Origin of the sequence: Pseudomonas sp. St290 (assembly GCF_018325805.1) — a bacterium.
In the GTDB taxonomy this organism is placed as follows: domain Bacteria; phylum Pseudomonadota; class Gammaproteobacteria; order Pseudomonadales; family Pseudomonadaceae; genus Aquipseudomonas; species Aquipseudomonas bijieensis.
On sequence record NZ_AP014703.1, the window covers coordinates 2,061,017 to 2,085,639 of the forward strand.

The following is a 24,623-nucleotide window of genomic DNA, read 5'->3' on the forward strand; positions in this document are numbered from 1 at the left end:
TTGCAGGTTATACCCGGGCAGCGGTGACAGCGGCCGAACCCCAAGTGGTTCTCCAGCGACGCTTGACGCCGTGCAGGCCGAACCAGGCCAGGACCCCGAGGCTGGCGAACAACCACAGGGCCAGTTGATAGCTGCCGGTGCTCTGCTTGATCGCGCCCATGCCCGCCGCCAGGGCAAAGCCACCGATGCCGCCGGCCATGCCGATCAGCCCGGTCATCACGCCGATTTCGCGACGGAAACGTTGTGGCACCAGTTGGAATACCGCGCCGTTGCCCGCACCCAAACCGAGCATGGTGCAGACGAACAGGGCCAGGGCCGCGTAGGAACTCGGCAGATTGAAGCCCACCGCGGCGATGCAGACGGCAGCAACGGTGTACATGCCGAGCAAGGTGCGGATACCGCCGAAACGGTCCGCCAAGGCGCCGCCCAATGGCCGCATCAGGCTGCCACCGAAGACGCAGGCGGCGGTGTAGTAGCCGGCGGTGACCGGGCTCAGGCCGTACTGGTCGTTGAAGTAGCCGGGCAGGGCGCTGGCCAGGCCGATGAAACCGCCGAAGGTCACGCTGTAGAAGAACATGAACCACCAGCTGTCCCGGTCGCCCAGGGCCTTGAGGTAGTCGGCCATCGATTTGGCTTTTGGCCGTTCGGGGGCGTTCTTGGCCAGCCAGGCGAAGAGCACCAGGGTCAGCACCAGCGGGATCAGTGCGAAGCCGAACACATTGGTCCAGCCGAAGGCCACCGCCATGACCGGTGCGATCAGCGCCGCGAGCACGGTGCCCGAGTTACCGGCACCGGCAATGCCCATGGCCTTGCCTTGGTGTTGTGGTGGATACCACTGGGAGGCCAGCGGCAGCGCCACGGCAAACGAAGCGCCGGCCACACCGAGGAACAGGCCCAGCAGCAAGGCTTGTTCATAGCTGTGGATGCCCAGTTTCCAGGCGCAGAACAGCGCGCCGATCACGATCACCTGGCCCACCATGCCGGCGGTCTTTGGCGAGATCCGGTCGGCCAGCAAGCCCATGAACAAGCGCAGTACGGCGCCGGCCAGGATCGGCGTAGCGACCATCAGGCCGCGTTGCTGGGTAGTCAGGTGCAGGTCGGCGGAGATCTGTACCGCCAGTGGGCCGAGCAGGTACCAGACCATGAAGCTCAGGTCGAAATAAAGGAAGGCCGCGAACAGTGTCGGGGTGTGGCCGGATTTCCAGAAGCTTGAATTCATCGCGCACCTCAGCTGTAAAAGTCTCGAGAAATGAGTCAGTGCTTTGAGCAGTGCGCCATCTGTGGTCGCACCACCGGCCCCGAGAGGCCAAAACAAAAAAACGCCGCAACCCGGATTGCCAGAGAGGCAAGGAGGGTATGCGACGTCTTTGTCGTAGGTGGGGCAACCGCCGTTGGTTACCTGTGGGTTTGCTTAAGCGAGATCTGTGCCAACCCGGGGATTGTGGGGAGGCCTATCGCGAGCAGGCTCGCTCCCACAATGGATCGTTAGTGGACACAATACCTGTGGGAGCGGGCTTGCTCGCGAAGGTGTCCGGTCAGTCGACATCGATGTTGAATGGAAAGCCGCTTTCGCGAGCAAGCCCGCTCCCACATTGGAACTTCAGTGGCTACAGGACTTGTGGGAGCGAGCCTGCTCGCGATGGCGCCAGGCCAGGCGCTACAAGGTTTTCAGCCGAGCAACTCGTTCATGGCAATGATCTGCTCCGCCACCTGGATCAGCTTCTGCTGGCGGCTCATGGCCTGGCGGCGCATCAGGGTGTAGGCCTGTTCCTCGTTGCATTCCTTCATTTTCATCAGCATGCCCTTGGCCAGTTCGATGCGCTTGCGTTCGGCCAGTTGCTGGTCGCGGGCCAGGAGTTGGGCGCGCAGGGCCTGGTCGCTTTCGAAGCGGGCCATGGCGACGTCGAGGATCGGTTGCAGGCGCGCGGCGTGGATGCCTTCGACGATGTAGGCGCTCACGCCCGACTTGATCGCCTGGCGCATCACATTGGGGTCGTGCTCGTCGGTAAACATGACGATCGGTCGTGGTTGGTCGCGACTGACCAACACCACTTGCTCCATCACATCGCGCCCGGGTGACTCGGTATCGATCAGGATCACGTCCGGACGCACCGTTTCGACGCGCGCTGGCAGGTCGATGGTCAAGCCGGATTCATCGATGACTTCGAAGCCGGCCTCAATCAGGGCGGCCTTGAGACGGCCGACTTTTTTCGCGGTGTCGTTGATCAGCAGGATACGCAGCATGGTCGTGGCTCCTGTCAGCGGCTGGCGAGAAGGGGAGCCGCATCGCTCAAGGCGTGCAGTTTGAAGCTCTTGGCATACCCGGCCGGGTCCGAGCCGTCCCAGATAGTGCCGTCGATCAGTTGGCTGCTGCGCATGTCCTGGCGCGGGGACGCGATATCCAGCGCCGCGCAGGCTTCACGGTACAGCTTCAGTTGTTGGACTTCCTGCGCCACGGCCAGGTAATCCGGGTCTTCGCGCAGCAGGCCCCAGCGACGGAACTGGGTCATGAACCACATGCCGTCGGACAGGTACGGTAGGTTCACCTCGCCGTTGCCATGGAAGCGCATCGCGTGAGGATCCTGCCAGCTATTGCCCAAGCCGTCGGCATAGATGCCCAGCAGGCGCGGCTCGATGCAGTCCAGCGGCGCGTCGAGATATTCGGGCGCGCTCAACAATTGTGCGGTGCTGCGGCGGTTTTCGCTGCTTTGTTCGATAAAACGACTGGCCTCGAGGATCGCCATGACTAAGGCCCGGGCGGTATTGGGGTACTGCTCGACGAACGCGCGGGTGCAGCCCAGGACTTTTTCCGGGTGGTCGGGCCAGATGGTCTGAGTGGTCGCCAGGGTGAAACCGAGGTTCTGCTTCACCGCGCTGGCGCACCAAGGCTCGCCGACGCAAAACCCGTCGATACGCCCGGCTTGCAGGTGCGCAATCATTTGCGGCGGCGGCACCACCACGCTGTCGACATCCGACAACGGGTGGATGCCCTGGGCGGCGAGCCAGTAATACAGCCACATGGCGTGGGTGCCGGTGGGGAAGGTCTGGGCGAAGGTCAGTTTCGGGCGAGTTTGGTGCACGTGCCGTTCCAGTGCTTCAGGACTGGTCACGCCCTGGGCCTGGAGGCCATGGGACAGGTTGATGCTCTGGCCGTTCTGGTTCAGCCCCATCAGCACGGCCATGTCGGTCGATGCGACGCCGCCGATGCCCAGGTGCACGGCATAGATCAGGCCGTACAGGCTGTGGGCGGCGTCGATTTCACCGCTCACCAGCTTGTCCCGCAGGTTGGCCCAGGACGCCTGGCGCTTGAGGTTCAGGGTCAGGCCGTAGGGTTGGGCGAAACCTTGGGTCGCGGCCACGACCACCGGGGCGCAGTCGCTCAAAGCCATGAAGCCAAGGTTGACCGCGCTCTTTTCCGGGGCATCGCTGCCGTTGACCCAGGCCAGGGGATTGGCTGGAACTTCATTCATCGCGCATCACCTTCTACATAAAAAAAGCGCCGTACCCGGCCGATTGCCAGAGCAGGGCCGGATGACGACGCCGTTGTCCCTAAAAACAGTGTGGCACTCATTCCGCCATTGGCATGGGCGCCGATGAACAGTAATGGTGCAAGGCATATGCCAGCCCGGTTGCTCATCACCTTTCCATCAAGATTCAAGGCGCCCTGTCTTTCATCCTGTCGCTGCTTCCACCGCCACGTAGCAAAGGAGACGGCTGTGCAAAACAAATCCATTCGCGCCACGGCATGGCCTGATCTGCGCGAACGCGTGCTGTACCTGCGTGTCGCCCAAAGCCCGGTTCGACTGGACGCCGCGGGGCTTGGGCTCGATCGCTGCCTGCCGGTCGGCTGGCAAGGATTGCTGGTGTTGCGCGATTCGCTGCAATTCACCGGCGGCGAGCTACACGTATTGCCGGTTTGCGCAGCGCCGCTGGTGAAGCTGCAGGCTTTTTTCGACATGAGCGATGCCTTCGCCAGCCAGAGAACGGAGGTTGCGCCGTGGGCGGTGTTGCCGTTGGAAGATGAGATCGTTGGATCCGGGGAACGACTCGAGCGCTGGTACATCGAGCAAGCGATGGGCGGTACCCCGGATTATCACGCAGTCGCCAACCTGCTGCGGCATCACGAGAGCTACGGGCTCGTGCGGTTTTTGTTGGAGCAGGGCACCCGCAGCGAAAAACTGCAGACCCTGGCGCAGCGTTATGGCGTATCGGTTTCGCATTTTCGCAGGCTTTGCCGTCAGGCCCTGGGCAGTGCGGCCAAGCCGGCCCTGCGTGGCTGGCGCACAGCCCAGGCGCTGTTGAACATGAGCCTTCAAGGCGGCTCGCTGACTGATGTGGCACTGGAGTTCGGTTTTGCCTCTTCTTCGCATTTCTCCAAGGAAGTCCGCGAATTGGTGGGCTTTGCCCCCAGCAATCTCGCCGACATCACCTGCCTTTCCGGTCATTGATCCGATGAGCCGCCGATGGATATTCCTGTCCCTTTTATCCGTCTGCTTGAGTACCGTGTCGCTGCTCGTACCCGTTGCCGCGCGGGCCGATGTCTATACCTTCGAAGCCCGTGAACAGAGCGCGCGCACCTTCTTCAGCGAACTGTCCGGGTCGTTGGGCAAGCCGGTCATTGTCAGCAAGGCCGCCGCCACCAAGCGGATTGGCGGTACGTTCGATCTGCGCACGCCGCAACAGACTTTTGAACGCATCAGCGTGCAGATGGGGCTGATCTGGTACAGCGATGGCCAGGCGATTTACCTGTATGACGCTTCGGAAATCAAAAGTGCCATGGCCTCGTTGCAGACCTTGACCGTGGCCAAGTTGCTGGGGTTTCTCAAGCAGTCCGGATTGCATGATGTGCGCTATCCGCTACGCACTGATGGGTTGCGCACCTTTCACGTCTCCGGGCCGCCCATCTACGTCGACCTGGTGCTGCAAGCGGCGGGGTTGATGGACAACCAGCGCTCCGAACTGTTGCTCGGCAAGCAACAGATTGGCGTCATCCATGTGCGCAATACCTTCGTCAACGACCGTCAATATGAACTGCGCGACGATAAAGTGACCATTCCCGGGCTGGCCACGGTGATCGAGGCATTGTTGCGCGGCGAAAAGCACGAGGTCGAGCCGTCGGTGGCGCAAGCCCCCGAGCCGCGAGCGCGGGGAGCGATGCCGGTATTTCCCCTGGAGGGCCTGGCGAGCACCGCCTCGGAGCAAGACCCGACGGCGCCGCGGGTCATTGCCCGAGAAGTGGCCGCCGGCAACATCCGCGTGGTGGCCTATCCGGACACCAACAGCCTGTTGGTCAAGGGCTTGCCGGAGCAGGTGCGTTTTATCGAAAACCTGGTCAATGCCCTGGATACGCCGAAACGACACGTCGAATTGTCGTTGTGGATCATCGATCTGCACAAGGATGAACTCAACCAGTTGGGCATCAACTGGCAAGGCGCCGTGAAGTCCGGGGGCACCTTCAGCGCATCGCTCAGCGCCGGCTCGGCGACCACCCTCGATGGCGCATCGTTCGTGACCCAGGTCATGGCGATGGAGCGGACCCAGCGAGCGAATGTGGTTTCGCGCCCGGTCATCCTGACCCAGGAGAACGTGCCGGCGATCTTCGACAACAACCGCACGTTTTATGCCCCGCTGGTCGGCGAGCGCAGTGTCGACCTGCAACACGTGACCTACGGCACCCTGGTGAGCGTGCTGCCGCGTTTCGCCCAGGCGGACGAGATCGAGATGTCGCTCAATATAGAGGACGGCAGCGAAGTCGACTCGGGGCAGGGCGAGCGCCTGGGTGCGTTGCCGACGGTTGGCCGTACCCGCATCAGTACGGTGGCGCGGGTGCCCCAGGGCAAGAGCCTGCTGGTGGGCGGCTTCACCCGCGATGACCACGGCGAACAGATTGGACGCGTACCGATGTTGGGTTCGATTCCGTGGATCGGACGCTTGTTCAGCTATCGCCAGAACCGTTCGGCCAACACCGTGCGGGTGTTCCTGATCCAGCCCAAGGAGATTCGCGACGGCTTTGAGCCTGCCACCGTCGAACACGGCGCGCAGTTGCTGAGCCCGGAGCAGTACGAGCGCCTGCGCCGCTCCTATTTCCGATTGTCAGAACCATGATCCTGCCGCCGATCTCCCTGGGAGGGCGAGCGGCCCAGGCCCGCCTGAATGCCGAGAAGGCCGCCGAACATCCCCAGCCGCAAATGGAGGCCGAGACAGGGCTGGACGACAGCGCAACGGCGGCGGTGGCGCAGCGCCTCGTGCAGATCAGCGACGAGTTGTCAGCGGCGCTGACGCAATTTCGTGGCCGGCGCTTGTTCGAGCAAAAGTCCGAGGGGTTGACCGACACCTTCGAACGCGTACTGGAGGACGACACCGTGCCCAAGGCCCGGCAGGTGCTGAGCCTGGCGCGGCTGGCGGATAAACCCGTCACCTGGTTGCTGCAAATGACGCGACAACTGTTCCCCGATGACAGCGACCTGGCGCTGGTGCTGCGGGCGTTGCTGCGCCGAAGGACATTGGAGGCGCGCACACGGCAGCGGCTCGAAACGCTCTTGCAGACGGTGATTGCCCAAGGCTCTCCCAAGCGCATGAACGCCGGGATCAACGCCGCGCTCAAGGCCAGGCTGTTCGGCAAGAGCATGGCGGTACGGGCCGGCCTGTTGCGTGAGACCTACCGGGATTTTCTCGAGTCCGACGACGGCCCGCTCAGTTGCTACCAGGACTGGATTGCCCTGTACGGCCCGGCACAGCGCATGAGCGTGCTGGCCTTCATCGAAGCCGCGCTGCTCACTGATATCAGCGCCCAGGACCCCAGCTGCTCGCGCACCGAGTTCGGCCAACTGCTGGGCCGGGTGACCGACCTCAAGCGCCTGCGCTCAGCCGATGAACTGTTTATCGGCGCGCTGCTCGACGATGCACTCATCTGTCGGCACAACCCCGATGAGTCCGACTGGCTGGTGTTCCTGTTCGGCGTGTTGACCTATCCCGACGAACTCGACCAGCTGTTGCTCGGCGCGTTGGGGGAGGGTGTGCTGCTCAGTGCCCACCGTGAACGCTCGACACTGCTCCAGACCCTACGTCGGCTCAGCCTGCGATTACCGCCACCGCTGTTTGCCGATGAAGAGGCACCGTTGCGCCTGGCCACACAATTCACGCGCCTGGCGGACGTGGCCTATGCCCACGAGTGCATCGACCAGCGCCGCGCCGACGGTCATCCATGATGTTGTCCCGGAGCCAGTCCTGAATGCTCAATGTATTTTTGCGCAACGTCGGCGCTCGCCCGGAACTGCTGATCCTGACCTTGATGGTGATGATCATCGCCATGCTGATCATCCCCCTGCCGACCGTGCTGGTGGATTTTCTCATCGGCCTGAACATCGTCATCTCGCTGTTGGTGTTCATGGGCTCGTTCTACATCGAGCGCATCCTCAGCTATTCGACGTTCCCGGCGTTGCTGCTGTTGACGACGTTGTTTCGCCTGGCGCTGTCGATCAGCACCAGCCGCTTGATTCTCAGCCAGGCCGATGCCGGCGAGATCATCGCGTCGTTCGGTGACTTCGTCATCGGCGAAAGCCTGGTGGTGGGCTTCGTGATTTTCTCCATCGTCACCATTGTCCAGTTCATCGTCATCACCAAAGGCTCGGAACGGGTCGCTGAGGTGGCGGCGCGCTTCTCCCTGGACGGCATGCCCGGCAAGCAGATGAGCATCGACGGTGACCTCAAGGCCGGCGCCATCGACGCGGCCCAGGCCCGGGAAAAACGCAGCGTGCTGGAGCGTGAAAGCCAGTTGTACGGCTCTTTCGACGGCGCGATGAAGTTCATCAAGGGCGATGCCATCGCCGGCATCATCATTATTTTCGTCAACTTCATCGGCGGCATGGCCATCGGCGTCGGGCAACTGGGCATGGACATGTCCACGGCCCTGTCGACCTACACCCTGTTGACCATCGGCGATGGCCTGGTAGCGCAGATCCCCGCGTTGCTGATCGCCATCGGCGCCGGTTTCATCGTCACCCGGGTCAACGGCGATGACAGCAACCTGGGGCGCAACATGCTCGCCCAGATGCTGGGCAACCCGTTCGTCCTCGGCGTCACCGCGTTGCTGGCGGTGGGCGTGGGCCTGTTGCCGGGGTTTCCGCTGTTGACCTTTCTCTCGATCGCTTGTGTGCTGGGGCTGGTGGTGTTTGTGCGCCATCGCCGATCCTCGCGCCCGGCCGGCTCGGGGGAAAGCCGTGCCGCACCCGCCGAGCAGGACGCGTTGCCGAGCGATTCCGGGCTGCTGGAGGATGTCGACAACATTGCCACCGAAACCGTCGCCCTGATGCTGCTGGTGCCCTCTGCGCGCCTGCAAGCGCTGGAGAAGGACCGTTGGGCGGCGCGCTTTCGCAGCCAGTTCTTCGTCGATTACGGACTGCGCATTCCCGAACCGCAGCTACGGGCCAGCGAGGCACTGCCGGCCCATCAAGTGGCGGTGCTGATCAATGAGGTGCGCGCCGAGCAGTTCGATATTCATTTCGAGCACTGGCGCCTGCTGGACTATTCCCCGGAACTGGAACCCTTGGGTTTTGCCCTGGTGCGCGGCAACGACAGCAATCGCCTGGGCGGCGTCTGGGTCACCGCAGCCGACCGCGAGCGAGTGCAGCAGTTGGGCTATCACCTGCGCGCGGCAGATGAAGAATGCTATCGCTGCCTGGTCACGTTGCTGGCGCGCAACATCCAGGAGTTTTTCGGTGTGCAGGAAACCAAGCAGTTGCTCGACGAAATGGAGGTGCGCTACCCCGACCTGCTCAAAGAAGTCTATCGCCACGTCACGGTGCAGAAGATCGCCGAAGTGCTGCAACGCCTGATTGGCGAGCGTATCTCCGTGCGCAACATGAAGCTCATCCTCGAATCCCTCGCCCATTGGGCCTCCCGGGAAAAGGACGTGCTGGCGCTGGTCGAGCACGTACGCGGCGCGATGGCCCGCTACATCAGCAACAAGTTTGCCCAGGGCAACGATCTGCGGGTGCTGTTGCTGTCGGCGGAGTTCGAAGACGTGGTACGCCGGGGCATCCGGCAAACCTCGGGCGGCAGTTTCCTCAACCTGGAACCGGCCGAGTCCGAAGAGCTGATGGACCGCCTCAGCGTCGGCCTGAACAGTGTGCACATCGCCCACAAGGACATGGTGCTGCTGTGTTCGGTGGATGTGCGGCGCTATATCAAGAAACTGATCGAGGGACGCTTCCGGGAGCTGGACGTGATGTCGTTCGGCGAAATCTCCGAGACGGTCTCGGTCAATGTCATCAAGACCCTGTGAGGTTGAAAATGCTACCGATGGATATCGCCGGGCGATGAACCTGCGACTGGAAAAGCAGGCCGCCCATCCCTTGCGTTTGAGCGGGCCCTTGATCGAAGCGGCGCTGGACGGGGTGGTGATCGGCGAAGTCTGTGACGTGCGCCGGCATTGGCGTTTGCCCGAGGTCACGGCGCGGGCGCAGGTGATCGGTTTCAAACCCGGCGTGGTTTTGCTCAGTTTGCTGGGCGATGCCAAAGGCCTGTCCCGGGAATCGATGATCGTGCCCACGGGCGCGATCCTGCAGCTGACTTGTAGTGATGCCTTGCTCGGCAGCGTGGTGGATCCCCAGGGCACGATTGTCGAGCGCCTGGCACCGTCGACGGCGGTGGCGCAACAGGACCGTCCAGTGGATGCCGACCCGCCGACGTACCAGCAACGGCGCCCGGTGGCGGAACCCTTGAGCACCGGCATTCGCGTGATCGACGGCTTGCTGACCTGCGGTGTCGGCCAGCGCATCGGAATTTTTGCCGCCGCCGGGTCCGGCAAGACCACTTTGATCAATATGCTGATCGAACACACGGACGCGGATGTGTTCGTGATTGGCCTGATTGGCGAACGCGGCCGTGAAGTGACCGAGTTCATCGAGCATTTGCGCCAATCACCCAAGTGCGCCCGGTGTGTGGTGGTGTACGCCACTTCGGATTTTTCCTCGGTGGACCGCTGCAACTCGGCGCTGCAAGCCACGGCTATCGCCGAGTATTTCCGCGACCAGGGAAAGCGCGTGGTGTTGCTGCTGGATTCGTTGACCCGCTACGCCCGCGCTCGCCGCGACCTGGCCCTGGCGGCCGGTGAAGCACCGGCTCGGCGCGGCTATCCGGCCTCGGTGTTCGATGCCTTGCCGCGCTTGCTGGAGCGCCCCGGCGTGACGGCGAGCGGCAGCATCACCGCCTGGTACACGGTGCTGTTGGAAAGTGACGATGAACCGGACCCGATTGCCGAGGAAATCCGCTCGATTCTCGACGGCCACGTCTACCTCAGTCGCGCCCTGGCGGCCAGAGGGCATTATCCGGCCATCGATGTGTTGCGCAGCGTTAGCCGCGTGGCGACGCAAGTCACTACGCCGCAGGTCCAGCAACTGGCAGCGTCGACCCGGGAAACCCTGGCGCGTCTTGAGCAACTGCAGGTCTTTCTCGACATGGGCGAGTACAGCCCGGGCGCGGACGCGGCCAATGACCACGCCATGCAGCGTCGCGAAGCCCTCAGTCAGTGGTTGCGCCAGCCAACGGGCGAGTGTTGCGCGCCGGACGAAACCTTGCGGAGCCTGCATGAAATCATTGCCTGACCAGCGGCGCCTGTTGGCCTTCAGTCAGTTCCGCCGGCAACGCGGCGAACAGGCCGTGCTGCGGGTCCAGCGCCAGTTGCAGCCGCTGCTTGCCGAGCGCGGTGGCTTCGAGGAACAGGAGGCCGCGCTGCAACGCTTGTTGACCAGTCATCGGGCCAATGACTGTGTGCTGGATCACGGGCAGCTATTGGCGCTGTTGCGCACCCAGGCGGTGATCCGGCGGCGGATCGATCTGCTGCGTGTCGAGCGCGGCCGCTTGGAGCAGCAGTGCCGGCAGGTCGAGCAGCAGTTGCAGGAGCAGCATGAACACCTGCGCTTGCTCCAGCGCAAGCATGACAAGTACGTGCGTTCAGTCCAGCAATTGTTGCGTGCGCAACGGCTCGAGGCGGTGCGCCGGGAAGAACGAGAGTTGGAAGAGACGATTGGGGTTCGGCGATGAAAGAAATATCTGTGGTGCCTGCTCGACCGGTGCAAACCCTGGACCCCGTCGATGAAGGCCCAATCGACGAGCTGCAAGACCCGCTCGTCCCAGTGCAAGAGGATGAGCTGCCGCAAGGCGTGCTGGATCTTGTGGTTGCGCTGATTCGGCAGCGACAACCGACGATGGAGAACGCCCGGGCAGTGACGGGGCATTCGATGAACATGGCCCAGGCGGCGGTGGATGTCGATCACGATGAAGCACGATCGATTGTCCCGATAACGACGGACCTGGAACCTGATAGAGCACGACCGGCAGCCCGCAATGCGATGCCTTTTCCACACGCCGATCTGCTGTTCAATAAAGCGATGCAACAGGCGTTGCCCCAACGCCTGGAGCCGGGTGCTTCCACCCGCGATCACCTGGCGGCGCCGACATCCCCAGCGTCGGTCGAGCCGATGGCGCTCGATCCTTTCACCGCTGCCGATGCGCGCTCGATATCGGGCTTCGATGAGCCATTGCCCCAAGCGCCGCAGAGCCTTCACAGCATGCGCCATGCGCCTGCGGTTGCCCCTGTATCGATCCCGCCAGCGGCGACATCGGTAGCGCTGCCAACGCCCGAGGTCATGGTCGAGCCCTTGTCGGGTGCCGACCGGGGCTTGCTGCAAGTGCCTTTCAACAGAGGGGCGGCCAGCGGCCAAGTAACGATCAGTCGGTTGCCCGAGGAACCCACTCGGCAACTGACGCTCAGCCCCAGCAATGCCCAGGTGTTCGAGCAACTCAAGGCGCCTTTCGAACTGGCCCGGGAACCTGCCTGGCGGTTGGCTGATAGTGGTGGCGAGCAGCAGCGCCAGGGTTCACAGCAGCAGCCGGATGAAGATCAGGATGAACAGTCCGGGTTTGAAGCGTGAGCGCATTGCGGCTCCGTCGGATCGATTCTGTCGCCCATGCCCGCGCGCAGGCGATTCAACGCTGGCGGCGCACCGGTCGGGACGCGGGGTTGGGCAAGGTGCCGGTGCGCTCCGGCTACCTGGGTTTTTGCGCAGCGGCTGATGGCGCGGATTGGCGGGGGCTGATCCTCGCCCGCGACTGGCTGCATCACACGCTCCCGACCTTGCAATCGTTGCTGGTGCTCGAATGCCCGTTGCCGAGCATCGTCGAACTGTTCCAGGCGGTGCCACGGCCCTTGTTGCTGGAGGTGGAGGAGTTGCGTTACCGCACGCTGACGGACGTCGAATGCGTGGCCCCGACGCGATTGCCAACGCACGACTTGCCGTGGCTCGACACACCGCGAGGGCGCGTGTGGTTGACCCAATTGCCGTCCCGCATCGCCGTGCGTGCTCCGTTGGGTGCTGACTCATGGCTGAGGGACTTGCCGGTGCGCCTGGCGCTGATGCTCGGCGTCAGCCACCTGAGTCTTGCCAGTCGGATGCGCCTGGGTGAAGGCGATGTGCTGCGCATCACCCAGCGGGCTCAACGCTGTTTTCTGGCGGATTGCTGCCTTGGCGTTTTTACCTTTAGCGAAGAGGGTTTACACATGCAATCGACCGTGGCCGATGCCCATCCAGAGAACACGCCCGAACCTGACGTGGACATCGATTTCAGTGCGCTCCCGGTACGCCTGGAGTTCCTGCTCGCGACCCACGACACCGACCTGGCGACGTTGTCGCACATCATCGCCGGGCAACTGATCCCGTTGGCTGAGAACGCCGTGCGACACATCGAGGTTCGCGCCAACGGCAAGCCGATTGCCCTGGGAGAGTTGGTGCAGCTGGACGACCAGTTGGGCGTCGAGCTGCTGAAGGTCTATCGGAACGACGGCGATGAATGACGTCTCGCTGATCGCGCTGCTGGCATTCGCTTCGCTGTTGCCGTTCCTGGTGGCGGCGGGCACCTGCTACCTCAAGTTCTCCATCGTCTTCGTCATCGTGCGCAACGCCTTGGGCCTGCAACAAGTGCCGTCGAACATGGCGCTCAATGCGATTGCGCTGATGCTGGCTATTTTCGTCATGACGCCGGTCATGAAACAGGGCCATGACTACTACAAGCGCGAGGCGGTGGCCTTCACCGACATCGAGTCGGTGGTGAGTTTCGCCGAGAACGGCCTGGGCAGCTACAAGGACTACCTGCGCAAGTACACCGACCCGGAGCTGGCGCTGTTTTTCGAACGGGCCCAGGTGGTCCAGGATGAAACCGACGCCGACTGGCCCGCCGATGAAGAACTGGCGCCGTCGTTGTTTTCGCTGCTGCCGGCCTATGCCCTGAGCGAAATCAAGAGCGCCTTCAGGATCGGTTTCTACCTGTACCTGCCCTTTGTGATCGTCGACCTGGTGATCTCCAGCATCCTGCTGGCGCTGGGCATGATGATGATGAGCCCGGTGATCATTTCGGTGCCGATCAAACTGGTGCTGTTCGTCGCCCTCGACGGCTGGGCACTGCTGTCCACCGGGCTGGTCAAGCAATACCTGACTTTGCTGGCATAGGCCCACGCCCATGAATGAACTGGTCTATGCCGGTAACAAGACCCTGTACCTGATCCTGCTGATGGTGGCCTGGCCGATCATTGTCGCCACCGTGGTCGGCCTGGTGGTCGGCTTGGTCCAGACTGTGACCCAGTTGCAGGAGCAGACACTGCCATTCGGCTTCAAGCTGGTGGCGGTCGCCGCGTGCCTGTTTTTGCTCTCGGGCTGGTACGGCGAAACCCTGCTGGATTTCAGTCGTGAAGTCATTCGGCTGGCGTTGGGTTAGGCGATGTCGGTGACGTTGTTCTTCGAGCTGTACGCCTGGTTCGCTGCGGCGCTGTTGGGGGTGGCGCGCCTGGCGCCGATTTTCTTCATGTTGCCGTTTCTCAACAGCGGTGTGCTGACCGGCGTGGCGCGCCAAGCGGTGATCGTCTTGGTCGCGCTGGGGTTCTGGCGCTACGTTGGCGTGCCCGCGCCGGCCCTCGACAGCGTGGCCTTTCTTGGCCTGGTGTTGCGCGAGGCGGGTATCGGCGTGTTGCTGGGGGTGCTGCTGTGCTGGCCGTTCTGGGTGCTGCACGCCATGGGCAACCTGATCGACAACCAGCGCGGGGCCATGCTCAGCAGCACGGTGGACCCGGCCAACGGTGTCGATACCTCGGAGTTGGCGAATTTTCTCCAGCTGTTTGCGGCAGCGGTGTACCTCGAAGGTGGCGGCATGTTGCTGATGCTCGAAACCGTCGGTCACAGTTATCGCATTTGCACGCCGGCGAACGACTGCCAGATGCACCTGCCGGCCCTCTATGGTTTGCTCGATGGGTTGGTGAGCAAGACCCTGGTGATCAGCGCACCGGTGGTCGCTACCTTGCTGGTCAGCGAAGCATTGCTCGGTTTGCTCTCGCGGTATGCGCCGCAAATGAACGCCTTCTCGGTGTCGCTGACGGTCAAGAGCCTGGTGGCGCTGGTGGTGTTGATGTTGTATTTCGGCGTGCATCTGCCGGATGAAGTCTTGCGCATGGGCACAACGTCCGATGGGTTGGCCCGCTATCTGGGTGGCGGGGAGGGCGGGCATGTCGTCCAGCGCCTCGAAGACTGAAAAACCCACCGCCAAGCGTCTCCGGGATGCCGCGCGCAAAGGCCAGACGTTCAAGGCCAAGGACCTGGTCATCACCTGCCTGACGTTGTGTGGCATCAGCTACATGGTTTTCAACAGCTCGCTGGGCGAGATCATGGAGGTTTACCGGCGCATCATCGCCAGCGACTTTGACGCGGATCTGCAAGCCTACTCGGCGATGCTGGTGCAGGTCGGCCTCAAGGCGTTGCTGCCGCTGTTGTTGGTGTGCGTGTTGACCAGTGCCTTGCCGGCCCTGCTGCAAAGCGGTTTTGCCCTGGCCAGCGAAGCATTGAAGCTGAACCTCGGTGCGTTGAACCCGATCAATGGCTTCAAGAAACTGTTCAGCCTGCGCACCGTCAAGGACACGTTCAAGGCGCTGTTGTACCTGGGCAGTTTCGCCATGGCGCTGTGGCTCGTCTGGGTCACCCAGCGGCAATTGCTATTCGCCCAACTGTTCGCCCAGGCGCCGGACCTGTTCGCGATCTGGGGACACTTGTTGCTGGTGCTGGTGTTGGCATTCCTGGCCTGCATCCTGCTGATCGTCGTGCTCGATGCCCTCAGCGAATACTGGTTGTTCATGAAAGACCAGATGATGGACAAGGATTCGGTCAAGCGCGAACACAAGGAGCAGGACGGCAACCCGCAGATCAAGGGCCGCCGCCGTGACCTGCACATGGAGCTGCTGTCGGAGCAGGTCAAGTCCGATGTGCGCAGCTCACGCATGATCATCGCCAACCCCACCCACATTGCCATCGGCGTGTATTTCCGCCCGGAAATCACCCTGCTGCCGTTCATCTCCCTGATGGAAACCAACCAGCGCGCACTGGCCGTACGGGCGTATGCCAAGGAGGTCGGGGTGCCGGTGATCAACGACGTCGCACTGGCCCGGCGGATTTTCAAGACCCACCAGCGCTACAGCTTTCTGCAGGTACAGGAGATCGAGGAAGTGCTGCGGTTGTTGATCTGGCTGGAGCAGGTTGAACAGGCTTGAGGCCCAGCCCAACCCTGGTGGCAAGGAGGGGCTGTGGGAGCAAGGCTTGCCCGCGATGCAGGCGCCTCGTTTCCCCTGAGACCGCGCGGTCCTCATCGCGGGCAAGCCTTGCTCCCACAGAAATCCCCTAGCCACAAAAGCATTCTCGCCAGGCAGGAGGTTCTTGCGCGTTTCAACAACGGCATGAGCGCAATTTGGCAGCGGGCCTCCCGACGTTTTGGCTCAATGGCACCGGTCAGCGACGCTGACTTTTTTCAGGAGTATGGCTGATGAGTCGCGACAACAAACAAGACGAGCAGGTGGCCCTGGACGTCGTCGACGCGATGCTCGGTGGGGCGGCGTTGAAAGATGTGCAAGGCCTCAGTGACGAGCACATGGACAGTCTCTATGCCTTCGCTTTCCAGTTCTACGAACAAGGGCGACTGGATGATGCCGAGAAGTTCTTTCACTTCCTGTGCATCTACGACTTCTACAACAGCCATTACTGGATGGGACTGGCTGCGGTGCACCAGCTCAAGCAAAACCACCAGAAGGCCATCGACCTGTATGCCATCGCTTTTGCCCAAGGCAAGAACGATTACCGACCGATGTTGTACACCGGCCAATGCCATCTGGCCCTGGGCAGGATCGGCAAGGCCCGGTTGTGTTTCGAATACGTGCTTGAGCAAGCCACGCAAGACGATCTGCGCGAGCAGGCCAAGGTGTATCTCGACACCTTGGCCCACATGGAACAGCAATGTTCGGAGGACTGAACATGAGTGAAATCAGAAGCACCCCAAGCCCCGCATTCCAGGGGGGGATGAGTCGCAGCGAAGCCTTTGAAAAATATGGTGCGGCGGCCAGCAAGGCCGTCAGGACCGCCGATTTTCAGGCGGCCGGCAAGCAAGCCCTGGCGGACCTGATGTCGGTGAAATACGAAGGTCAGAATGGCCCGTCCGTCGCCGCTACTGGCCGGCCCGTGCTGCATGCGCCAGCGCTGCGCGCCGATGGCAATAAACAGGAAACCAACGGTGATCTGTTCACGCTGTTGATGGCGATGATCAGTGAGCTGATCGGTGAGGTCGACGTCAAGAAACTGAGCAACCGCTTGGCGATGTTGCAGAGCATGGCCGGTGCCAAGCAGCAGGGCTATGCCAACCTCTCGGCTGAATACGCCGCAGCCGTCCAGGCCTTGGAGGCTGCCGAGGGCCAGGTCGGCAGCAGCCAGGGACACCTCGAACAGTTGCGTGAACGAGTCCAGCAGGTCCAGGGCCTGCTGGAAGACAGCGAAGCGCGCCTGGCGCAGTTGGACCCTGATTCGCCGGAGTACGCCCAGGAGCTGGCCCGTCGCGATCAGCTCAAAGGCGAACTGGCGAGCCATACCCAAGCATTCAATGTGGCAGTCGACGCTCATCTGAAGCTGATCGAGATCGCCAATGCCTTTGCCAAAACCCTGAGCGGGGTGGTCGCGAAGGTGCTGGTGGTGTCCGGCACCAGCGGCCCCGCCCTCAAGGACACCGATGAAAAAGCCCTCAGCAGCAGTGCCCTGGCGTTGCTCAATCGCTTGAAGATCATCGAACTGCTCGGCGAGGCGGCGCAGAACAAAGAGGAACTCAGCCAGGAGTTGTTCCAAGCGTTGCAGGTCAAGCTTCAGGAACACATGAAGCGGGAGTCGGATAAATACCTGGAAGAAGTCCGCAAGGCCGAGGCATTGCAGAAAACCATGGGCTGCATCGGCAAGATCGTCGGGGCGATCTTGAGCGCGGCAACCATTGTTGCCGGGGTGTTGACCGCCAACCCGGTGCTGATTGTGGTGGGTGTGATTGGCGCGGGGGTGATGATTGCCGATGCGGTGGTCGAGGAAAAAACCGGCAAGTCGTTCATGGCCGAAGCGATGAAACCGCTGACCTTCGTCATGCAGGAAGCCATCAAGCGGTTCTCCGAGATGTACACCCAAATGCTGATAGACCTGGGCGTTGATGAAGACAAGGCTAAGGAAATCGGGCAGATCGCCGGCATGATCCAGGGCGTCGTTTCGACGCTGGCCGCCGTCGCGCTGGTGGTCATGGTCGGGGCGCAGGTGATCGGGCCGATGATCAGCGCCGTCGCCTCGAAACTGGCATCGGTGGCCGCCCAGGCCGCGCCTGTCGCCATGCAAGCCATGAAGCAGATGGCAACTTCGGTGGGCAACTCGCTGACCCAGCTACTCACGCAGTTGCGCGGGTTCATCACCAACGGCGCCGATGCGGTATCGCTGGCCCGTTATGCCGCCAACCTGGAGATCGCCCAGGCCGTCACCGAGTTCGGCAATGTCGCGGTACAAGGCGGGCTGCAAATCAAAAGCGGCCAACACCAGGCCCAGGCTGCCGTGCACCTGGCCAATGTGCGGGTACGCATGGCAATCAGCGAGGAAATCAGCGCCTACCTGACTCAGGTGGTCGAGCACTACGGTCAGGCGATGCACGAACGAACCCGCCAGATCGAGCAGCTATTTGCCGACATGCAACGCAGCCATTCCGTCAGCCTGCAAATGGTTCGGCATGTTTGAAATCACCTACAACAGGTATCCATGATGACCACTATTCACGCTCCAATCAGAATCGCCCCCGTTGTCATTGACCACGATTTGACCAACGACTCAGGGTTGAGCGAGCTGGTCGCTCAAGAGCAGTTTTCAAAGGATCTCAAGGCCAAGTCCCTCTTGGGGGCTCGGATTTCCGACAACAGCATCGCCAAGCAAGTACTCAAGCACGACGGCTTCGCAGCGCCCTCGGCTGCGGAGCTCGAGAGTGAAATCAACGCCTACCCACCCACCGAATCGGACTGGGAGGACTTCGGTGAGGCCTTGATGATGCTTAGCGATGACGTGCGCAACGACCTGATATTCGACCCCGGTGCATGGGAGAAACACGCCAACGTGTTGGTGGCCGCGATCATCGCGCTGAACATCGCCCGAGTGGCCAACGCGCAACTGCGCGGGCATTTCAGCGTCATGGCCTCCGATGCGGCCAAGGCCCAAGGCGCGGCGATTGTCGAGTCCGGCAAGGCGGCGATGTACAGCGCCATCACTGGGGCAATCGTGTCCGGAGCCATTTCCGGATTCGCCCTGCTCAAGACTTTCCAGGGCCAGAAGTTGAGGCATGCGGACATCGACTTGCACAAGCGCAACGCCATGGACGCTCGCGATATCGAACGCGACCTCAAGCTTGAGCGCAACCGTACCGAGTGGAATCCGCAGACCACCTACAAGATCAAGACCGTGGATGACTTCGGTCGCCCGACGACGGTCGATTTCAAACCCAAGGCTTCGTCCCTGTCATCCCAGGATCAAGCCTGGTTCGACAAGCAAATCCTCAACGCGCAAAAGGTCAGTGAGACCTCTGATTGGTTGAGCCAGATGGGCAGCAAGGGGATCGACAAGAAACTGGAAATCGGCCGCGCGCTCAGCGCCATGTCGATGAGCTTGAGTCAGGTGGTGGCGAGCATGGTGCGCCTGACCGAGCACGCCGCCCGGGAAAAAGAAGTGCTGCAGCAAAGTGCGCAGAACAGCCAGAAGAGCCTGAGCGATGAAGTCGGCCAGAAAGACGCGGCCGATGCGGCGCTCTTGCAAAAACTGATGGACATGGTGATGCAGCTTTTTCAAGGGCGCAGCGATGTCATTCGCGCCCTGACGGCTTGAGGAGAAGAGCCCCATGGAGATCGCGCCATTTACTCGTCCCCCTATCGTATTGCTGCCGAACGTGGAGACCATCACTGATACGGCACCGCCTCTCGAGGTACCCGTTGAAGTTCAAACGGTCAGTTCCCTGACCCATCTGCTGGACCGGTCCATGAACGCCATGAATCGCGGCCTCGGCCAAATGCTCAAGTGCCCGTCAATCACCGCCAAGCAGATGGACGGCATGACCAGCGAGGCGACAGCGCAGCCGTTCATCGCGGAGTTTGTCGAACAGATCCACGCCAAGCGTGACCGAGCGCAAATGTTGGCCATGCAGCTGCGCCAGTGCTGTGCCGTGATGACCCACAGTCTGAAAGCCGGGCTGTTGGACGAAAGCCAACTCCAGCAGGTCGATGACGAACACAACCAAATCCTCCACGCCCTCGAACGACATTTGGAAGAGCACAAGCCCCTTGAGATCGCAGAGGCCTTGGATGCAACGATAAATTCATCGAATGACTTCTTCGAAAAACTCCTTGAACTGATCGACCTGATCAAGAACGGCTACCTCGCCGGTTACGAACATATCATCTCGGCCTATACGGACTTCTTCGCCGCCTTCAATGCCCGAATCACCGCGATGATGAAAAATTGGGTCGAAGGGGCGAACGACGGTAAAGATGTCAGGTTGAACGCGGGTGCACTGCACGCTGCGTTGACGCAACTGATCGCCGATTACAGCCATCCGAACCCGGCCTCCATTCTGTTTCCGAAACCGGGCGAAGAAGCCAGCGAGGAAGAAGCAGACAAATGGCGTCAAGCACTGGGCTTGCCTGCTAATTGCCTTAAACCAAACGGCGACGGTACTTGGTGCGTGGTCATCGATACCGGGCCGCTGACGTTAATGAAAAAAGACCTGCCCTCCAGCGGCACGGTGACCTGGGATACCGCCAAATACAACCAATGGCAAACCGGCTTCAACGCCCAGGAGGAACGCTTGAAAAACATGCTGCAGTCGTTGACGCAGAAGTACTCGAATGCCAATTCGTATCATGACAATTTCAATAAGACCTTGTCGGCGCATTTGAATCAGTTTGCGGATATGTTGAGGGCGATGTTGAATTTCTAGGATTAGCGACAGCGACGATATTGAGTCTGGCTTGGCGTGTACATGTTCCACGTCCGCCAGATTTCTTAGGAAAGAAAAAATGTCAGAAAATCCAATTGATCGGTTTGAAAGTATCCACGCGATCATCAAGTCGTTGGTGGTGGGTATGCCCCTTCGTGGTCGAGTCATTGGCGGTGGTTCGCGGTTGGTCGAAGACCTGTCTATCGATTCCATGAGTCTGGTCGAGCTTGTTTTGGAGCTGAATAACGCTTTCGGTATTGAGTTGTCCGAAGCTGAAGTGGAGGAATGGAGGACGATGCAGGATGTCGTCGATTCGGTGCGCAGGCACATGGAGAGTAGCCCTTGATGGGTACCTGTTCGGGTGGGCAGCGCTTTTTTAAGTGCATCGCTGTGTTTATTCGCCCATCCCGGTCTGGTTAAGTGTTCTAGCTTGATTTCATTGAGTTCCTTCCTACGGTTCTCGTCTCTGTTTCCTACGTTAATAGCATTCAGTACCCTACGGAATCCTCCTACGCATCTTCCTATAGTCACGAAGCTCGTCATCCCGAGCCTGTCACACCACAGGCTCAATCGCGCTTCAGTAACTTTCTATAGAGAAATCCTGAGTATGGACAGTGCAACTGATCAACCGCCGGTGAAGTCATTCGTTTTTGACCACTGGCTATTGCAAAGCGATGGAACGCTGATGCGAGATGGACAAGGAGTTCATGTTCCTCCCAAAGAGCTGCACGTGCTGCGCCTGTTGTTGACGTCGGCGGGTACGGTCGTGAGTAAGGATTATCTGCTTGATCATGTCTGGCCAAGGATGGATGCGGCGGAGGAGTCGTTGACCCGGTGTATCTATGCCTTGCGCAAGTTGTTCAAGGAGAACAAGGGTTACATTGCGACGGTTTACGGCCAGGGTTATAGGTTTACCGGTTCCGTGGTCGAGCTCGACGTGCCGAGCCAGGCGAGGGTGATGGCGCCTTCGCTGGCGGTCTTGCCTTTTCGCAATCTGGACGAGATCGCGGCGCTGGATCTGCAGGATCTGATGATCCGCCAACTGACCGCGGCGTTCGGTGAGGCGCTGCATGTCATTCCCTCGGGGCTGATCGCGGCCTGCGGGGCGTCGGGCGATGTGCGCTCGTTGGCCGGGCGGTTGTCGGCGGATTATTGCTTGAACGGTCGTTTTATCGGTGCGGGCGGGTTGCAACACTGGTCGATCGAGTTGATTCGTGGACGCGACCAGGCGCTGCTGCATGGACAGACGTTGGATGCCTGGGATCCGGGGGAGGCGCTGGGCGCGTTGACGTGTCTGGTGGCGCAGCGCGTACCCGGGTTGCGTCCGGTGGGTGAGCGCTGTGGGTCTTATGCGGTGGCGGTGGCGTATCTCAATGGCTTGTGCAGTGTGCAGCAGCACACGGCGCAAAGCCTGCGCGATGCTCTTGTGCTGTTCAGGCAGTGTTTGAAACTCGATGCCGGCTACGCGCCGCCCTGGTGCGGTTTGGCGGATGTGTGGCTGGGGCAGGCGATGATGGGCCTGGGCGACCCGGAGCGCGCCATCGAAGAGGCGCATTCGGCGGTTTCCAATGCATTGGCGCTGGACCCCGGCAGCATCCCGGCATTGACGCGCCTGGCGTTGCTCACCAGTTTGCGCGGCTGCGAGCAGGCGGCCCAGGTGTTGTTCCGCCGCTGCCTGTTGTCGGCCGATCAGGCCGACGTGCTGTACTTTCATGCCTGGCATCACTGGTTCTGGCGGCGCAACGAGCAGGCGGCGGACATGATCGACCAATGCCTGGAGCATGATCCGGGTTGTGTACGGGCGCAGATCATGCGGGTGCGTATTCACGAACAACTGACGTGGATCCGCGAGCGGCGCCTGGCATGAGGCGGCGCAGGAGCAAATGGTTGTGCTGGCCGGTGTGTCTGGGCCTGGGGCTTGGAATGGCCCAGGCGCATGCCTGGTGCTGGAGCAGGGCGGGGCAGTTGCATGCCATCGAACCGGAACTGCTGCAAGCGATTGCCGATGTCGAATCCGGGCAGCGGCCAGATGCGATCAACCACAACCGCAATGGCACCCGCGATATCGGGTTGATGCAGATCAACAGCATTCATCTGCCTCGATTGCGTGCCCGAGGCATTACCGAGCAACGCCTGCTGGATGAGCCGTGCCTGTCGGTGGAGGTCGGTGCGTCGGTGCTGGCCGAGTTTATCGCCCGTCATGGCTACAACTGGACGGCGGTCGGCGCCTACAACGCTGGCAATTCACCCCACCGGCAAGCCGCGCGGCTTCGCTACGCGCGCAAAGTCTGGCAACGCTATCGAGTGCTCACCCAGGCTCGACAATCGGCGCGATGAGCGGGCTGGCGCAGGATTCTGATCCTTTGCCGGAGGCAATCGACAGAATTCGATCAGGAATCCTGCCGCCGGCCTTTCTACCCTGAGTGCTCATTCGACTGCCCTGGAGTTTGGACGGTGACAGTCCCGACGGCCCCCACCCTAAAGCCCTGCGTCCTGCGGATCCTCAATGGTCCGTTGCAGGGCTGCGAATTTGCGCTAGGCCAAGGCACTACCTTGTTCGTGGTCGGCGCGGTGGAGGTGCTCGGGGACGGCGCGTTGTCGGCCAGTGTTCCGGCGGATGCGATCTTCGTTCCCCTGGATCAAGGTGGATGCAATTTCGAGGTGCTGGCCGATCAGGCCACGCCGGACGGCCTGCCGCTGCGACTGCTCAGTGATTCGGTGGAAGTGCGTCACTGTGCCTTTCAAGCCCGGGTGCAGATTGGCGGCCTGCACATCGCCTTGCGTCCTGATGACCAGCCTTGGGCGCCGGAGCTTCTCGGCCATGGGCCCGGCGCTTCAGCCAAGCCAACCCATTTCATGAAGGGACGTGTCGCGTTGACGCGATGGATCGCTGGCGGTCTGGCGCTGGTGGCGCTGTTCGTTGCGATTGGCTTTTGGTCAACGCCGGGGCCCGCGCCGGAAACCGATATCCGTGCGCTGATCAATGGCGCCAGTGCCCAGGTCCAGGTGCTGCGCGGTCGTGATCAGTCGGTCTACGTCTTGGTGTCTTCCGAGCGTGATGCCGGTTGGAGTCGCCAGGTGTTGACCCGCCACAACAACCTGGACGGCCAGGTGCTGATGATCGACCAGGAGCGTCGCCGGCTGGAGCAGGTGCTGGTCGACCACGATCCGCAACTGGCCTGGCATTTCCTGGACCTCAAGGACCCGTCGGTGCCGCGACTGCTGCTCAGCACCCAACGCAATTTGCTGACGCCCGGCAAGCAAGCCCAACTGCTCGATACGTTGCTCGCGGCAGCACCTTATGCCCGCGACGTCGTGGTGCAGATGCAGGATGACAGGCTGCTCGCCGATCTCGCCCAGGGCGGTTTGCAGCGTCTTTCGCTGGCCTTCAGCCGGGTCGAACACCAGGACAGCGTAACGTTTGCCGTCGAGGGCAACCTGCAGGACGCCGAGCTGGCCGCCGCTCGCCAGTACGTCGACGATTTTTACCGGCAGTGGGGTGGCCGCTACGTGCATTTCACTGTCGAGCTCAGGGACGACGCGCTCAAGGGCAAGTCGTTTCAAACCGGCCCCCAGGGCTATGTCAAGACGAGTCCTTCGTCCTGGCTTTTTTCAAACAAGCAGAGCAGGTGACGTATGGCTGGTATCCCGATCGTGTTTCCCGAATTTCCCGATGACTTTCTCGGAGAGCAGGCCGCTGCGTTCGAGCGTGGCGCCCAAGGCCTTAAAGCGGCACTGGATCAAGCGCTGGAGGACCTTAAGCTCGATGCCTCGGACCCTGGAAAACTAGCGGCCTACCAAACCGCGTTTTCCTCATACACGGTCTTTCGCAACGCCCAGACCAACACGATCAAGGGCTTCAAGGATATCGACATGGCGATCATCCAGGCGGCTCGTTGACGCTTCCTCTTTTGGCTAGCCATCGCTCGTGACGATGGCCATTTTCATGAGTGCCTGAGTATGCCCATCCAGAGTATTTCCCCGTTGCTTGTCGCGCGGTCAGCCTTCGTTGAATTGCGCGGGCCGCAGGAAGGCCCGATCGTTTCTTTGGAATCGCGCTTGATCGAAGCGTTTGCCGGTTCCGTCGTCGACAGCGCGCAAGACGTCTCGGCGATCAACCAGCTGATCCAGCGCCCGGATATCACCGCCCCTGAAGTGTTGACCCAGTTGCAGGAGTTGACCGGGCAATACAACGTCGACATCAACTTGCTCAACGTGCTGGTGCGCAAAGCGGTGGGCACGGCAGAAACCTTGTTGCGTGCGTCATGACG

Annotated in this window: 25 protein-coding genes; 22 read left to right on the plus strand and 3 right to left on the minus strand. The window is 61.4% G+C overall.

Annotated features, from left to right (window positions below):
* Nucleotides 1–7: 7 nt before the first annotated feature.
* The 3 genes from PBDP_RS09025 to PBDP_RS09035 all read right to left on the minus strand — a co-directional run bounded on the left by PBDP_RS09025 (nt 8) and on the right by PBDP_RS09035 (nt 3,470).
* A complete protein-coding gene (locus tag PBDP_RS09025; RefSeq protein WP_025212688.1) occupies nt 8–1,219 on the minus strand; it encodes a nitrate/nitrite transporter in 1,212 nt (403 codons plus the stop codon).
* Between the two features lie 449 nt (nt 1,220–1,668).
* Nucleotides 1,669–2,244 carry an ANTAR domain-containing response regulator gene (locus PBDP_RS09030; protein ID WP_003199539.1) on the minus strand — a complete coding sequence of 192 codons (576 nt, stop codon included), beginning with the start codon at nt 2,242–2,244 and terminating at the stop codon, nt 1,669–1,671.
* Between the two features lie 14 nt (nt 2,245–2,258).
* On the minus strand, nt 2,259–3,470 hold the full coding sequence (locus PBDP_RS09035; protein WP_109751513.1) for a CmpA/NrtA family ABC transporter substrate-binding protein: 1,212 nt from the start codon (nt 3,468–3,470) through the stop codon (nt 2,259–2,261).
* A 246-nt stretch (nt 3,471–3,716) separates the two neighbouring features.
* Between PBDP_RS09035 and PBDP_RS09040 the strand changes: the two genes are divergently transcribed.
* From PBDP_RS09040 to sctI, 22 genes are all read left to right on the plus strand, one after another.
* Nucleotides 3,717–4,448 carry a helix-turn-helix domain-containing protein gene (locus PBDP_RS09040; protein ID WP_109751514.1) on the plus strand — a complete coding sequence of 244 codons (732 nt, stop codon included), beginning with the start codon at nt 3,717–3,719 and terminating at the stop codon, nt 4,446–4,448.
* 4 nt (nt 4,449–4,452) lie between these two features.
* Nucleotides 4,453–6,105: a type III secretion system outer membrane ring subunit SctC gene (gene sctC / locus PBDP_RS09045; RefSeq protein ID WP_212802113.1), complete on the plus strand. Its 1,653-nt coding sequence runs from the start codon at nt 4,453–4,455 to the stop codon at nt 6,103–6,105.
* Nucleotides 6,102–7,208, plus strand: coding sequence for a type III secretion system gatekeeper subunit SctW (gene sctW, locus PBDP_RS09050; protein WP_212802114.1), 1,107 nt, complete (start codon nt 6,102–6,104; stop codon nt 7,206–7,208). Before sctC ends, sctW begins: the two co-directional genes overlap by 4 nt.
* A gap of 23 nt (nt 7,209–7,231) precedes the next feature.
* Nucleotides 7,232–9,283: an EscV/YscV/HrcV family type III secretion system export apparatus protein gene (locus PBDP_RS09055; protein ID WP_212802115.1), complete on the plus strand. Its 2,052-nt coding sequence runs from the start codon at nt 7,232–7,234 to the stop codon at nt 9,281–9,283.
* Nucleotides 9,284–9,317: 34 nt separating this feature from the next.
* Nucleotides 9,318–10,604 (plus strand): type III secretion system ATPase SctN, encoded by a 1,287-nt coding sequence (sctN, locus tag PBDP_RS09060; protein ID WP_212802116.1) that lies wholly within the window; start codon nt 9,318–9,320, stop codon nt 10,602–10,604.
* On the plus strand, nt 10,588–11,043 hold the full coding sequence (locus tag PBDP_RS09065; protein WP_163854717.1) for a SpaM family type III secretion system protein: 456 nt from the start codon (nt 10,588–10,590) through the stop codon (nt 11,041–11,043). Before sctN ends, PBDP_RS09065 begins: the two co-directional genes overlap by 17 nt.
* Nucleotides 11,040–11,933: a SpaN/EivJ family type III secretion system needle length determinant gene (locus PBDP_RS09070; RefSeq protein WP_109751520.1), complete on the plus strand. Its 894-nt coding sequence runs from the start codon at nt 11,040–11,042 to the stop codon at nt 11,931–11,933. The genes PBDP_RS09065 and PBDP_RS09070 overlap by 4 nt, the downstream gene beginning before the upstream one ends.
* Nucleotides 11,930–12,853, plus strand: coding sequence for a FliM/FliN family flagellar motor switch protein (locus PBDP_RS09075; protein WP_212802117.1), 924 nt, complete (start codon nt 11,930–11,932; stop codon nt 12,851–12,853). Before PBDP_RS09070 ends, PBDP_RS09075 begins: the two co-directional genes overlap by 4 nt.
* Nucleotides 12,846–13,505, plus strand: coding sequence for an EscR/YscR/HrcR family type III secretion system export apparatus protein (locus PBDP_RS09080; RefSeq protein WP_212802118.1), 660 nt, complete (start codon nt 12,846–12,848; stop codon nt 13,503–13,505). The genes PBDP_RS09075 and PBDP_RS09080 overlap by 8 nt, the downstream gene beginning before the upstream one ends.
* A 10-nt stretch (nt 13,506–13,515) precedes the next feature.
* Nucleotides 13,516–13,770, plus strand: a complete 255-nt coding sequence (locus PBDP_RS09085) for an EscS/YscS/HrcS family type III secretion system export apparatus protein (protein WP_116831825.1) — start codon at nt 13,516–13,518, stop codon at nt 13,768–13,770.
* Nucleotides 13,771–13,773: 3 nt separating this feature from the next.
* Nucleotides 13,774–14,577, plus strand: a complete 804-nt coding sequence (gene sctT, locus PBDP_RS09090; RefSeq protein ID WP_212802119.1) for a type III secretion system export apparatus subunit SctT — start codon at nt 13,774–13,776, stop codon at nt 14,575–14,577.
* Nucleotides 14,552–15,586, plus strand: coding sequence for an EscU/YscU/HrcU family type III secretion system export apparatus switch protein (locus PBDP_RS09095; protein WP_163854713.1), 1,035 nt, complete (start codon nt 14,552–14,554; stop codon nt 15,584–15,586). Before sctT ends, PBDP_RS09095 begins: the two co-directional genes overlap by 26 nt.
* A gap of 269 nt (nt 15,587–15,855) precedes the next feature.
* Complete coding sequence (sicA, locus tag PBDP_RS09100) at nt 15,856–16,338, plus strand: type III secretion system translocator chaperone SicA (RefSeq protein ID WP_116831828.1); 483 nt, start codon at nt 15,856–15,858, stop codon at nt 16,336–16,338.
* A gap of 2 nt (nt 16,339–16,340) precedes the next feature.
* On the plus strand, nt 16,341–18,113 hold the full coding sequence (sctE, locus tag PBDP_RS09105; RefSeq protein WP_212802120.1) for a type III secretion system translocon subunit SseC family protein: 1,773 nt from the start codon (nt 16,341–16,343) through the stop codon (nt 18,111–18,113).
* Nucleotides 18,114–18,137: 24 nt separating this feature from the next.
* Nucleotides 18,138–19,244 (plus strand): IpaC/SipC family type III secretion system effector, encoded by a 1,107-nt coding sequence (locus PBDP_RS09110; RefSeq protein WP_212802121.1) that lies wholly within the window; start codon nt 18,138–18,140, stop codon nt 19,242–19,244.
* A 13-nt stretch (nt 19,245–19,257) separates the two neighbouring features.
* Complete coding sequence (locus PBDP_RS09115) at nt 19,258–20,352, plus strand: IpaD/SipD/SspD family type III secretion system needle tip protein (RefSeq protein WP_109751528.1); 1,095 nt, start codon at nt 19,258–19,260, stop codon at nt 20,350–20,352.
* 79 nt (nt 20,353–20,431) lie between these two features.
* Complete coding sequence (locus PBDP_RS09120) at nt 20,432–20,698, plus strand: phosphopantetheine-binding protein (protein ID WP_109751529.1); 267 nt, start codon at nt 20,432–20,434, stop codon at nt 20,696–20,698.
* 261 nt (nt 20,699–20,959) lie between these two features.
* Nucleotides 20,960–22,219, plus strand: coding sequence for a winged helix-turn-helix domain-containing protein (locus PBDP_RS09125; RefSeq protein WP_176688329.1), 1,260 nt, complete (start codon nt 20,960–20,962; stop codon nt 22,217–22,219).
* Nucleotides 22,216–22,689, plus strand: a complete 474-nt coding sequence (locus PBDP_RS09130) for a transglycosylase SLT domain-containing protein (RefSeq protein WP_283246450.1) — start codon at nt 22,216–22,218, stop codon at nt 22,687–22,689. Before PBDP_RS09125 ends, PBDP_RS09130 begins: the two co-directional genes overlap by 4 nt.
* 117 nt (nt 22,690–22,806) lie before the next feature.
* The gene (locus PBDP_RS09135) at nt 22,807–23,985 is read left to right on the plus strand and encodes a PrgH/EprH family type III secretion apparatus protein (protein ID WP_212802122.1); all 1,179 of its coding nucleotides are present in this window, start codon (nt 22,807–22,809) and stop codon (nt 23,983–23,985) included.
* Nucleotides 23,986–23,988: 3 nt separating this feature from the next.
* Nucleotides 23,989–24,252, plus strand: a complete 264-nt coding sequence (gene sctF, locus PBDP_RS09140; protein ID WP_025569740.1) for a type III secretion system needle filament subunit SctF — start codon at nt 23,989–23,991, stop codon at nt 24,250–24,252.
* Between the two features lie 60 nt (nt 24,253–24,312).
* A complete protein-coding gene (gene sctI, locus PBDP_RS09145) occupies nt 24,313–24,621 on the plus strand; it encodes a type III secretion system inner rod subunit SctI (RefSeq protein ID WP_025569742.1) in 309 nt (102 codons plus the stop codon).
* The last annotated feature ends 2 nt before the right edge of the window (nt 24,622–24,623 follow it).